The organism is Pseudoalteromonas sp. MMG007, from assembly GCF_018100985.1.
Classification (GTDB): domain Bacteria; phylum Pseudomonadota; class Gammaproteobacteria; order Enterobacterales; family Alteromonadaceae; genus Pseudoalteromonas.
In genome coordinates this window covers 129,986-142,404 of the sequence record NZ_JAGJEI010000008.1, presented here as the reverse complement: position 1 = coordinate 142,404, position 12,419 = coordinate 129,986, and the positions used below count along the sequence as shown (strand labels likewise).

Annotated in this window: 9 protein-coding genes; 4 read left to right on the top strand and 5 right to left on the bottom strand. The window is 41.4% G+C overall.

The genetic code is table 11. The features are described from left to right. Window positions 1-103: 103 nt before the first annotated feature. Window positions 104-496: a septal ring lytic transglycosylase RlpA family protein gene (locus J8L71_RS11530; RefSeq protein ID WP_211000657.1), complete on the top strand. Its 393-nt coding sequence runs from the start codon at window positions 104-106 to the stop codon at window positions 494-496. On the opposite strand, the gene cydC is transcribed toward J8L71_RS11530, so the two are convergent. Genes cydC through J8L71_RS11505 form a run of 5 tightly spaced genes read right to left on the bottom strand, consistent with a single transcriptional unit; the run spans window position 479 to window position 6,872 of the window. Continuing rightward, the gene (gene cydC, locus J8L71_RS11525) at window positions 479-2,221 is read right to left on the bottom strand and encodes a thiol reductant ABC exporter subunit CydC (RefSeq protein WP_211000656.1); all 1,743 of its coding nucleotides are present in this window, start codon (window positions 2,219-2,221) and stop codon (window positions 479-481) included. The genes J8L71_RS11530 and cydC overlap by 18 nt on opposite strands. Further along, window positions 2,214-3,986: a thiol reductant ABC exporter subunit CydD gene (gene cydD / locus J8L71_RS11520; protein ID WP_211000655.1), complete on the bottom strand. Its 1,773-nt coding sequence runs from the start codon at window positions 3,984-3,986 to the stop codon at window positions 2,214-2,216. The genes cydC and cydD overlap by 8 nt, the downstream gene beginning before the upstream one ends. Further along, window positions 3,976-4,140: a cytochrome bd-I oxidase subunit CydX gene (gene cydX / locus J8L71_RS11515; RefSeq protein WP_058548368.1), complete on the bottom strand. Its 165-nt coding sequence runs from the start codon at window positions 4,138-4,140 to the stop codon at window positions 3,976-3,978. Before cydX ends, cydD begins: the two co-directional genes overlap by 11 nt. A 12-nt stretch (window positions 4,141-4,152) precedes the next feature. Continuing rightward, window positions 4,153-5,292 carry a cytochrome d ubiquinol oxidase subunit II gene (gene cydB / locus J8L71_RS11510; RefSeq protein ID WP_247655280.1) on the bottom strand — a complete coding sequence of 380 codons (1,140 nt, stop codon included), beginning with the start codon at window positions 5,290-5,292 and terminating at the stop codon, window positions 4,153-4,155. Continuing rightward, window positions 5,289-6,872 (bottom strand): cytochrome ubiquinol oxidase subunit I, encoded by a 1,584-nt coding sequence (locus J8L71_RS11505; protein WP_211000654.1) that lies wholly within the window; start codon window positions 6,870-6,872, stop codon window positions 5,289-5,291. Before J8L71_RS11505 ends, cydB begins: the two co-directional genes overlap by 4 nt. A 297-nt stretch (window positions 6,873-7,169) precedes the next feature. Here J8L71_RS11505 and lpxB point away from each other — a divergent pair, with 297 nt between their 5' ends. The 3 genes from lpxB to dnaE are packed head-to-tail and all read left to right on the top strand — an operon-like array spanning window position 7,170 to window position 12,414. Next, a complete protein-coding gene (gene lpxB, locus J8L71_RS11500) occupies window positions 7,170-8,327 on the top strand; it encodes a lipid-A-disaccharide synthase (RefSeq protein ID WP_211000653.1) in 1,158 nt (385 codons plus the stop codon). Then, a complete protein-coding gene (gene rnhB, locus J8L71_RS11495; RefSeq protein ID WP_211000652.1) occupies window positions 8,317-8,919 on the top strand; it encodes a ribonuclease HII in 603 nt (200 codons plus the stop codon). The genes lpxB and rnhB overlap by 11 nt, the downstream gene beginning before the upstream one ends. 3 nt (window positions 8,920-8,922) lie before the next feature. Continuing rightward, window positions 8,923-12,414, top strand: a complete 3,492-nt coding sequence (dnaE, locus tag J8L71_RS11490; RefSeq protein ID WP_211000651.1) for a DNA polymerase III subunit alpha — start codon at window positions 8,923-8,925, stop codon at window positions 12,412-12,414. The last annotated feature ends 5 nt before the right edge of the window (window positions 12,415-12,419 follow it).

Genomic DNA, 12,419 nt, shown 5'->3' with positions numbered 1-12,419 from the left:
AATCGAAGGTGGTTTTTTATTGCCCAGAGTTTAAAGCCAATTCAGTTAATACTCAGGGTACTCAAGTTAGTATGCGCTTAATTTTTATAATAAAAGCCATTCTATGCGTTTACCTAAGTTAGTTGTCACTCTTTTTATTACTTCAGTTTTAGCCGCTTGTAGTAGCCAGCCACTCATTAAGTCATCTACAGGAGAAATAACTCAAGTAGGAAAAGCATCTTTTTATGCTGATAAATACCACGGAAGAACAACTGCTAATGGAGAGCGTTTTAGCCAGCAAGCTGCAACAGCTGCTCATTTAGAATTCGATTTTGGTACTAAGGTGGTTGTTACTAACCTTGCTAATAATAAATCAGTCATAGTAAGGATAAATGACAGAGGCCCTTATGTACGTGGCCGTATTATCGATTTATCAAAAAGCATGTTTAAAAAGATAGCCGACCCTAAAGTCGGCGTTATTGACGTGTCTGTTAAGATATTAAAACCGGGTAGTTAGTGCCACATAATCTGGATAAGCGCTACTGATCTCTTTATGAGAGCCTTGTGCAACCACTTTACCGTCTTCTAACCATATAACATTATTCATTTGAGCAAGAAGAGCAGGGTCGTGGGTAATTGTAAGTACGCTTGCGTTACCCATTACCTGCATAATGGCGTTCATTACGGTTTGCTTAGATTGGTTATCTAGCCCTTCGGTAGGCTCATCAAGTACTAAAATAGCGGGGTTTTGTAATAAAGCCTGAGCAATCGCTATACGCCTTGATTGGCCTTGAGAAACGCTTCTGCCTCCGGTACCTAAACGTGTTTTTAAACCTTCTTGTAAATCATTAAACCAAGGCTCTAGCTGCGCAAGTTTAATGGCTTCAAGCATTTCTTCTTTTGTCGCACTTGGTGCAGCATAGCGTAAATTTTCACTCAGGGTGCCATCAAAAATATGGTGCTGCTGCGCTAATATATTTATAACGCTTGCGCGGGCGTCATTGCTTAGTGAGTGTAGTTCTTGCGAGTTATTTTGATCACTCAACGTAATGCTGCCTTGCTGAAGAGGCCATAGCCCAGTTAGCAAATTTACAAGCGTAGTTTTACCGCTGCCGCTTCTACCTACAATGGCTACTTTTTGTTGCGCTTTTAGCACAAAGCTCACATCAGTTAATGCATTATGCTCATCGTATTTATAGCTAATGTTATTAAGTATTAGAGCGGTATTATTTTTATCGAACTGAGTATCAATTAAAGCGCTGTGATTGTTGCTCTGATCAGACACTTTATCTTGAAGTGTAAACAGTCGCTCTGCGGCTTTGAGTACATTAGGTAGCTCTATAAAAGCATTTGGGAGGAGCAATACACTTTCAAAGCTTGCCAATACAAATAGGCTTAGCATAGCAAGCTCTACATTTACCATGGCCCCGCTGTAAACCAATGGCACAATAGTAACGATAGCGCCTAGCATAGCTAATTGCACTACCAGCAAGCTTAAGCCATCACTGTTTGCCAGTGCTTTATGGCGACTATAAAGTTGCAGGTTGTACTGTTCATTCAAATCATCACATTTTGAAATTTGATTGCCACCTGCTTGATAAATACTAAGCTCTCTAAGGCCTGTTAGCGTATCTGAAAGTTCAGCTCTAAGCTGAGCACTTAATTGTGTTTCTTTATGGCTATTTTTATTTAATTTAGCACTTAATAAAGCTGGTAAAACAACACCAATTAATAAAATGCCAGTAAAACAAATAAGCGCAACGTTTGCGTTATAGGCCGCCATAAACACCATAATAATAGGTATGCTTAATAGCGCTACTAGCATAGGCAGTAATATATTTAAGTAAAATTTATCTAGGGCATCAACATCGTTTTGTAAGCGGTTTACTAAATCTGCGCTGCGACTCATTGCTAAATCTACATTGTTTAGCTTACTTAGCGTTGCAAACATATTTACGCGAATTTCGCTAAGCAATAAAAACGTCGCGTTATGCGTTACTAAGCGCTCACCATAGCGTGATGCGATACGAACAATCGCTAAAAATCGAATAGTCCCTGCGGGTGTAAAGTAGTTCATTTGCACGCCAGCAATACCTGCAGCTGCCATTGAGGCTAAAAACCAACCCGATATAGCGAGTAAGCCCACGTTTGCAAGTACAGTTAAAGTGGCTAAAAAAGTACCCAGCAACATAGCTTTATAGTGCGGGCGGCAAAGCTTTAATAGCCTAATAAAATTAGTCATTATCAGATCCTTGCACTTGAGTGCTTAGCAGTGTTTTAAACGCACCATTTTGCTGAGCAAGGTGTGAGTATGTGCCTTGCTGCGCTACCTCACCATTTTGCATAACAATAATATTGTTAGCATTTTTTACTGTATTAAGGCGATGAGCTATAACCAGTACCAAATGTGTTTTTGCATAATCGTTTATTGCACGCTGAATAAGCTGCTCTGTTTGGCTATCAAGATGTGCCGTTGGTTCATCGAGTACTAAAATAGGCGCTTGTTTTAAAAATGCACGAGCAAGGGCAATACGTTGCTTTTGTCCGCCAGAAAGCCCTTCGCCTTGCTCGCCTATCAATGTATTAAAGCCATTAGGTAATGTGTTTATAAAATCTAAAGCGCCAGCTTGGTGTGCTGCTTGCTCAAGCTCTAATTGTGAAGCGTCTGGTTTTGCTATTTTGATGTTATCGCTAATGCTTTGATAAAATAGCGTTGGCGTTTGCGGGATCCAGGCAATTTTATTTTGTAGCATATTAATATTAGTTGCATCTAGTGGCTTGTCATTAATACTGATTTGCCCAATCACCTGAGGGTGAAACCCTAATAGGCAATCAAATAAAGTGCTTTTACCTGAGCCACTCGCACCAACTACAGCTACTAAGCCTTTATTGGGTAGGGTTAAGTTTATATTTTTTATACCTTCATTACTGTTTGGGTATGTAAAATTTAAGTTGTTAATGCTTATTGTATTTATAGGCTCGCTAACGTATGCATTGTTTTGTTGTGACTGTTCAGGAAGGGGCGCATTTAAAATAGTTACCATGTCGGCTGCAGCGCTAATACCTTGCAAGCGAGCGTGGTAGTGGCTGCCTAATTGGCGAAGTGGTAAATAAAATTCAGGCGCAAGTAGCAGCACTACAAAGCCGGTTGCAAAATCTAGCGTGCCAAAAAATAGCCTAAAGCCAATTATTACCGCAACGAGTGCCACGCTAATAGTGGCTAAAAATTCCAGCGCAAATGACGATAAAAAAGCAATTTTTAATACATCGAGTGTGGCGTGTCTAAAATCATCAGAAATTTTAGCAATATGTTTAAGCTCAGAACGGGTGGCATTAAATAGCTTAAGTTGCGTCAAACCTTGTATGCGGTCAAAAAAGTAGTTACCTAAAACGGCAAGTTGTTTCCAACGTTTTTGATTTAAATCTTCAGCTTTAGATCCAACTAAAATCATAAAAAAGGGAATAAGCGGAGCGGTTAGTAAAAATATTAAACCCGCTTTATAGTCGGTTGGAAAAATTACCACCAAAATTGCTATAGGAATAAGGGCACTGTAAGCAACACCAGGCAAGTATTTAGCGTAATAGTCGTGCAATGCTTCAACGCCATCGTGCAAGGTGTTAAGCGTTGCTCCTTGACCATGTTGTTCAATGTAGCTAGGCCCTAATTGGGTTAATTTGGTTAATAAGGTTTGGCGCATAGCCGATTTGATTTTAAGTGCAGCAAAGGCACTTAGCCTTTCACTTAGTGCTAAAAAAAGCGCTCGTAGTAAAATAATGCCTGCAAGTGGCCATAGTAAATGGGTTACTTGAGCAAGGCTTTCACCTTCAAACATTACATTATGAATAGTTTGGGCGAGTAAGTAAGCCCCTGCAATCATTAAAATAGCGTTAAAAGTACCCAGTGCAATGCTTAACTTTAACCACATTGCAGCGGGTTTACTTTGTAGCTTTAAAAATGCGCGCAGAGACTGCTGCTGCGCGCGATCTAATCGAGGGTTAGTCGTCATTTTTAGCTGAGTTTTTCTCGTTTAATAAATCGTGCATAGGTTGTTCATCATCAGCTATGCTGTTTTTATTTTGGTGAAACTCGTACCACATTACGTTTATTACACCTAAGGTACAGGCTAAAAGTACACCTAAAATCCAAGCAAAATACCACATACTTTAGTCTCCTTAGTAGCTACCGTGAGTGTTGTTTTCAATTTCATCTACCGTTACTCTGCGCCACATTTTTACGTAACACCACGTGGTGTAGGCCAGTATTAGCGGTATAAAAATAACTACGGCAACAAACATAATATTCAGCGTTTTATGACTAGATACCGCATCCCAAATAGTTAAGCTAATATCAGGATTATTAATTGAAGGCATAATGAATGGGAATAGTGATACGCCCGCCGTCATAATAATGCCTATTAACATGACACTTGTAGAAACAAGGCCAAGCGCAGGCTTATTAATTTTTGAGAAAAACAATGCGCTTAGTGCCATTACAAACCCTAAAATAGGGAAGGTCATTGTCCATGGTCGTTCACTGTAGTTATTAAGCCAAGCACCTTTTGCTGTAGTTACCACTTTAGCTAAAGGGTCTGCATGGCTTTGCGTGTCCGGCATAGAGATAATTTGATAGCCATTAATATTAGCAACCCAAACACCAGCTCCAGCAAACAGTACAATAAATACCATTAGTGCATAGCGACCATATTGCCCTGAACGTTCAGCTACTGCATCGGCGGTACGTAGTTGTAACCACATACCAGCATGAGCTATTAACATAGCCACACTAATTAAACCTGCAAGCAAAGCAAAAGGATTTAATAAACCAAAAAACGAGCCTTGGTAACTTACACGCAATAAGTTATCAATATTAAACGGTACGCCTAAAAACAAGTTACCAAACGCCACACCAAATACTAAGGCCGGAATTGCACTGCCTGCAAACAAGCCCCAATCCCAGTTGTTACGCCAGCGTTTAGAATCTATTTTAGAGCGGTAATCAAAACCAAGAGGTCTAAAAAATAATGCAAATAGCACCAGCATCATAGCAAAGTAAAAACCCGAAAATGCCGCTGCATACACCATAGGCCACGCTGCAAATAAAGCACCGCCTGCGGTAATAAACCATACTTGGTTACCATCCCAGTGCGCGCCAATGGTATTAATTACTGTGCGACGCTCTGAGTCTGTTTTACCTACTAGGCGTAGCAGCATAGCCACGCCCATATCCATGCCATCGGTAATAGCAAAGCCAATAAGTAACACACCAATGAGCAACCACCACAGCATTTTTAATGTTTCATAATCAAAAATCATAATTGCTCTCCTGCATCTTTATCTGCTTTATTTGGTAACTCAAAGTGGTATTTACCAGTATGTAATGAGCTTGGCCCTTGTTTAATAAAGCGAACCATTAACCAACCTTCCACAATAGCCAAGCCAGTGTAAAAAATAATAAACCCAGTTAAGCTAATTAAAATATCGTTTACCGTCAGTGACGAGGTCGCTAAAAAGGTCGGCAAAATTTCAGATATTGCCCAAGGCTGACGGCCATACTCGGCAACAATCCAGCCAAATTCAATGGCAATCCAAGGCAGTGGAATACTCAGTACCGCAGCCCACAGTAACCAGCGTTTTTGCTCAATAATACGGTGTGCATTGTAGTAAAATGCCAATATAAACACTGCCAACATAGCTACGCCACAGGCAACCATTATTCTAAACGACCAGAACATAGGGCCAACGCGAGGGAAGGAGTCTTTCACTGCTTTTTGAATTTGCTCCTCGGTCGCATCTACTACATTTGGCGTGTAGCGTTTAAGCAATAAGCCATAACCCAAATCGTCTTTAAGCGTATCAAACTTGGCTATGTTTTCAGGTGTATTGTCACCACCTCTTAGTTTTTCAAGGTATTCGTAAGCAATCATGCCATTACGTATACGTACTTCGTGTTGCTTTTCTAAATCAGAAATACCTGTTACTTGCTCATCTAAAGAGCGTGTCGCAATTAAACCAAGTGCGTAAGGGATTTTTACCGCCGCATGGGTTACTTGCTCGTCCGAATCAGGAAAGCCAATAGCTGTAAATGCAGCAGGGGCTTCTTCTGTATGCCACTCTGCTTCTATTGTTGCTAGTTTTACTTTTTGAACTTCGCCTACTTCGTAGCCCGATTCGTCACCTAATAAAATCACACATAGTATGGAAGCTAAACCAAAGCCCGATGCCACCGAGAACGAGCGCTTAGCAAAGGCTAGATCACGGCCTTTTAATATGTACCAACTACTTATACCTAGCACAAACATAGAGGCTGCTACATAACCCGCCGATACGGTATGAATAAACTTAACTTGAGCTACTGGGTTAAATACAAGCTCAGCAAAGCTAGTCATTTCCATACGCATAGTTTGATAGTTAAATTCTGCCCCTACCGGGTTTTGCATCCAACCATTAGCAATCAAAATCCAAAGTGCCGACATGTTCGTACCCAGTGCCATTAAAAATGTTGCACCTAAGTGTTGGCGTTTAGTTAACCTATCCCAGCCCAAAAAGAACATACCCACAAAGGTTGATTCTAAAAAGAATGCCATTAAGCCTTCAATAGCGAGCGGCGCACCAAATACATCACCCACATAATGCGAGTAATAAGACCAGTTAGTACCAAACTCAAACTCCATGGTAAGGCCCGTTGCCACACCAATTGCAAAGTTAATACCAAACAACTTTCCCCAAAACTTAGTCATGTCGCGGTAAATCTCGCGGCCGGTCATAACATAAACCGATTCCATAATAACTAATATCCAGGTCATACCTATGGTTAAAGGTACGAATAAGAAATGGAAGAGTGCGGTAACAGCAAACTGTAATCGCGATAGATCCACAAAGGTTTCATCTATCATTTTTAGCTCCTTGAGGGTGACGGGTTAACAAGGCAATAAAATTGGCAAAGTTAAATTTAATAAACTTTCAGTAATTACTGAAAGTTTGGAATATTATTTACTTTTGCACAATTTTTGTCAATAAACATATTAGAAAAACTTAATATATATTTACCATGCTACATCAGTATTAAAAACAAACAATCTTTTGTGGAGGTTTTAGTTACAAAAACCATCAATTTAAAGCGTTTAATCAAACACTAAAACACGGTAAACTAAACCTTATGAACGCCTGGTTTACTTGTGAAATAAAATCGAATGAATAAAGAAAAAAAACAACTACGTATTGGTATTGTGGCAGGTGAACTGTCGGGCGATATTTTAGGTGAAGGTTTAATTAAATCACTTAAAGTACATTTCCCTGATGCTATTTTTGAAGGGATTGCTGGGCCTAAAATGCAGGCTCAAGGCTGTAAAACACTCTACGATATGGATGAGCTGTCGGTAATGGGGCTTGTTGAAGTATTAGGGCGCCTGCCTCGCTTACTAAAAATACGCAAACAGCTCGTACAGCATTTTGTAGATAATCCACCCGATGTATTTATTGGTATAGATGCCCCCGATTTTAACCTTCGCGTTGAGAAACCATTAAAAGAGGCAGGCATTAAAACTATTCAATATGTGAGCCCGTCTGTGTGGGCATGGCGCGAAAAGCGTATTCACACAATAAGTGCTGCTACTAACTTAGTGCTTGCATTATTGCCGTTTGAAAAAGAATTTTACGATAAACACCAAGTTCCTTGTACATTTGTAGGGCATACACTTGCTGATGATATAGCCCTTGAGCACGACGACAGCCAAGCGCGTGCAGAGCTAGGGCTAAGCCTAGGTGATAAAGTACTTGCGTTACTGCCGGGTAGTCGAGGCTCTGAAGTCGGTTTATTAAGCGAAACCTATATAAAAACGGCAGCAGAGCTGCAGGCGCAAAATCCAAATCTTAAAATTGTGGTGCCACTGGTAAATGCAAAGCGCAAAGCCCAGTTTATTGATATTTTAAATGCCACAGCACCTAACCTTAATATTAGTTTGCTAGATGGGCAATCAAAATTAGCGATGCAAGCGGCAGACGCCATTTTACTTGCATCGGGCACGGCAACACTTGAAGGCATGCTTTATAAAAAGCCAATGGTAGTAGGTTATAAAATAAAGCCGATGAGCTATTGGATTTTTAAAACTTTATTTACCTTTAATATTAAGTATTTTTCGCTGCCTAACTTATTGGCCGATGAAGAGCTTGTGCCTGAATTTTTACAAAGCGAATGTAATGTAGCCAATTTAACAGGTGCACTTACGCCTATGTTAAATACCGATAACAAAGAATTAAAAGCACGCTTTTTAGCTATTCACGAAAAAATTAGATTAAATGCCAGCGAACAAGCAGCTAATGCTGTGGCGGAGTTAATAAATGCAAATTGAACGACCTAACGTAACCTTTATTGCCGGTGTAGATGAAGTAGGGCGCGGCCCGCTTGTAGGCGATGTAGTTACCGCTGCGGTAATACTCGACCCTACTAAACCTATTGCAGGTTTAGCTGACTCAAAAAAGCTAACAGATAAAAAGCGCCAAGCTCTTGCTTTAGAAATAAAAGAAAAAGCACTGTGCTATGCATATGGCCGTTGTAGTCCAACTGAAATTGATGAATTAAATATTTTACGCGCCACCATGCTTGCTATGAGCCGTGCAGTTGAGGGGCTAAGCACACAGCCTGAATTTGTATTTATAGATGGTAATCGTTTACCTAAGTTAACTATGCCCGCGCAAGCTGTTGTTAAGGGCGATAGCTTAGTGGCCGAAATATCAGCGGCGTCTATTTTAGCAAAAGTAGCGCGTGATGATGAAATGATTGAACTCGATGCACGCTACCCACAATATGGGTTTGCAGGGCATAAAGGTTACCCAACGAAAGCGCACTTTGCAGCACTTGAGCAATATGGCGCTATAGATGAACACCGTAAAAGTTTTAAGCCTGTGCAACGCGTATTAATGCAAGCTAAGGGTGAGGCGTAAACCATGGCTGCACCAGATTTTGTACATTTACGGGTTCACTCAGATTTTTCGATGGTTGATGGCCTGGCCAAAACCAAGCCAATAGTCGCTAAAGCGCAAGAGCTCGAAATGCCTGCGCTTGCTATCACTGATCAAATGAACTTTTGTGGTTTAGTGCGGTTTTATGGCGCCACGCACAATGCGGGTATAAAGCCGATTGTGGGTGCTGATTTTTGGCTACTTAGCCCTGAATTTTCAGATGAACCATGTCGTATAACTATTTTAGCGAAAGACAACGACGGTTATAAAAATATAACGCTATTGATATCTGAAGCTTACCAGCGCGGGCATGTATTTCATCGCCCCGTAATTGACCGCGAGTGGCTAATAAAGCACAAAGAAGGGCTTATTATTCTCTCGGGCGCTAAAGATGGCGATTTAGGTAAAGCGCTTTTAAAAGGCAATCCGGGCGTTATTGAATCTGTTGTTAGCTTTTACAAGCAGCACTTTAGCGATCATTACTATTTAGAGCTTGTACGAACTAACCGCCCTCTTGAAGAAGACTACTTACACATGGCGGTAGAGCTTGCAGCCAAAGAGCAGTTACCGGTTGTAGCCACTAACGAAGTGGTATTTTTAAAGCCTGAGAACTTTGAAGCGCACGAAATTCGCGTGGCCATTTTTGACGGTTACACGCTTGATGATAAACGCCGCCCTAAACGATTCTCCGAAGAACAATACCTTAAAACGCCAGAGCAAATGGCTGAGCTTTTTAGCGATATTCCAGAGGCGCTACAAAATACCGTAGAAATAGCCAAACGCTGTAATGTAACGGTGCAATTAGGCACTTACTTTTTACCCGATTACCCTACGGGTTCATTAAAAATAGAAGACTTTTTAGTTAAAGTTTCAGAAGACGGCCTTGAAGAGCGACTACAGTTTTTATTCCCAGATGAAGAAGATAGAAAAGTAAAACGGGTTGAATACGATGAGCGTTTAGCTGTCGAGCTTGGCGTAATTAACCAGATGGGTTTTCCGGGTTACTTCTTGATCGTAATGGAGTTTATTCAGTGGAGTAAAGATAACAATATACCGGTAGGCCCTGGGCGTGGTTCTGGTGCAGGTTCATTAGTAGCATATGCACTTAAAATTACCGATCTTGATCCGCTTGAATTTGATTTACTCTTTGAGCGATTCTTAAACCCTGAACGTGTATCAATGCCCGATTTCGACGTCGATTTTTGTATGGACAGGCGCGATGAAGTAATTGATCACGTATCGGCGTTGTATGGCCGTGACGCGGTATCGCAAATTATCACCTTTGGTACTATGGCGGCAAAAGCGGTAATACGTGATGTTGGCCGTGTACTTGGTCATCCGTATGGGTTTGTTGATCGTATTTCGAAGATGATCCCCGGCGATCCAGGTATGACCCTTGCCAAAGCGTTTGAAGTTGAGCCGCGTTTACAAGAAGCCTACGACGGTGACTCTGAGGTAAAAGATTTAATCGACATGTGTCGCATCCTAGAAGGGTGTACACGTAACGCCGGTAAACATGCGGGTGGCGTAGTAATATCGCCAACCACTATTACCGACTTTGCTGCACTTTATTGCGATGACGAAGGTAAGTTTCCGGTTACCCAGTTTGATAAAAACGACGTAGAAACTGCAGGCCTTGTTAAGTTCGATTTCTTGGGTTTACGTACCTTGACCATTTTGCAGTGGGCTGTGGATATGACCAACGTGCGAATGCAGCGCGAAGGTAAGGACCCTGTCGATATCAACACCATTCCACTGGATGATAAAAAAAGTATAGAGCTATTACTGCGCGCCGAAACAACAGCAGTGTTTCAGCTAGAGTCGCGCGGCATGAAAGACTTAGTACGCCGCCTTAAACCCGATTGTTTTGAAGATATGATTGCACTCGTGGCCTTGTTCCGCCCAGGTCCACTGCAATCAGGCATGGTAGATAACTTTATCGACCGAAAACTCGGCCGAGAAGAAATTTCTTACCCCGACGCGCAATACCAACACGAAAGCTTAAAACCAATACTCGATCCTACGTACGGCATTATTTTGTATCAAGAACAAGTAATGCAAATAGCGCAGGTGCTCGCAGGCTATACGCTTGGTGGCGCCGATATGTTACGTCGTGCAATGGGTAAGAAAAAACCCGAAGAAATGGCAAAACAGCGTTCAACGTTTGAAGATGGCGCACGCAATAATGGTATTGACGGCGAACTCGCCATTAAAATCTTCGACTTGGTAGAAAAGTTCGCAGGGTATGGTTTTAATAAATCTCACTCGGCGGCCTATGCACTTGTTTCGTACCAAACGCTTTGGATGAAAACGCATCACCCAGCTGAATTTATGGCTGCGGTGATGTCGGCAGATATGGATAACACCGACAAAATAGTAATTTTGGTAGATGAATGTGAAAACATGAAACTCACCTTATTACCGCCAGATGTAAACGCCGGTGAGTTTAAGTTTACGGTAAACCTGCAAGGCGAAATTGTTTACGGTATTGGCGCAATTAAAGGCGTAGGTGAAGCGCCGGTAGATGCTATTTTAGAAGCACGCGCAAAAGGCGGCCCGTTTAAAGACTTATTTGATTTTTGTGCCCGTGTAGATTTAAAACGCTTAAATAAACGTGTTACCGAAAAATTAATTTATGCCGGTGCACTTGATCAGCTCGGCCCAGAAAAAACCCAAGCAGGGCGTGCAACATTACTGGCAAGTTTAAAAGATGCTATGCGCGCAGCCGATCAGCACAATAAGGCAGAGCAGCTTGGGCAAAGCGATTTATTTGGTTTATTAGCCACCGAGCCTGATGAGGTAGAGCAAGCCTTTATAAAAGCCACGGGCCTTACAGATAACCAATGGCTTGAAGGTGAAAAGGATACGCTAGGCCTTTATTTAACAGGGCATCCGATAAATCAGTACCGAAAAGAACTTAGGTATTATACCAGCGGTAAGCTGGTGGATTTACAGCCAACTAATCGTGATGTACTCTCTACAGCGGCTGGTTTAGTTATTTCAGCGAGAACCTTAATTAATAAAAAAGGAAATCGCTGGGGGCTAATAACTTTAGATGACAAGAGCGCCCGTATTGATGTACGCTTGTTTCCAGAACAGTTCGAAATGTACCAAGAAATGCTTCAAGTTAACAATATCTTGGTAATATCTGGACAGGTCAGCTTTGATAACTTCTCCGGTGGCATTACAATGACCGCCAGAGAAATAAACACCATTGCTCAAGCGCGTGAAAAACGTATTAAAGCGATTAAAATGACGCTGAACATGGTGCAAATCGAGGCAGGTTTCTTCGATAAATTACAAAAAGTACTCGAACCTTATAAAATGGGAACGTGTCCGATCAAGGTTTATTACCAACGCCCCGATGCGTTGGCACAATTAACCCTAGGGATCGAATGGTGTGTTACGCCGAGCGACGACTTAATTCATAAGTTATCACTCATGGCGGCACAAGATGTAGAACTAGAATTTAACTGATTAGG

Bases quoted from the DNA above. Each gene is read 5' to 3' on its own strand.
- cydD (WP_211000655.1), bottom strand. From the start codon at position 3,986: ATGACGACTAACCCTCGATTAGATCGCGCGCAGCAGCAGTCTCTGCGC.
- cydC (WP_211000656.1), bottom strand. From the start codon at position 2,221: ATGACTAATTTTATTAGGCTATTAAAGCTTTGCCGCCCGCACTATAAA.
- cydB (WP_247655280.1), bottom strand. From the start codon at position 5,292: ATGATTTTTGATTATGAAACATTAAAAATGCTGTGGTGGTTGCTCATT.
- rnhB (WP_211000652.1), top strand. From the start codon at position 8,317: ATGCAAATTGAACGACCTAACGTAACCTTTATTGCCGGTGTAGATGAA.
- J8L71_RS11530 (WP_211000657.1), top strand. From the start codon at position 104: ATGCGTTTACCTAAGTTAGTTGTCACTCTTTTTATTACTTCAGTTTTA.
- dnaE (WP_211000651.1), top strand. From the start codon at position 8,923: ATGGCTGCACCAGATTTTGTACATTTACGGGTTCACTCAGATTTTTCG.
- cydX (WP_058548368.1), bottom strand. From the start codon at position 4,140: ATGTGGTATTTTGCTTGGATTTTAGGTGTACTTTTAGCCTGTACCTTA.
- J8L71_RS11505 (WP_211000654.1), bottom strand. From the start codon at position 6,872: ATGATAGATGAAACCTTTGTGGATCTATCGCGATTACAGTTTGCTGTT.
- lpxB (WP_211000653.1), top strand. From the start codon at position 7,170: ATGAATAAAGAAAAAAAACAACTACGTATTGGTATTGTGGCAGGTGAA.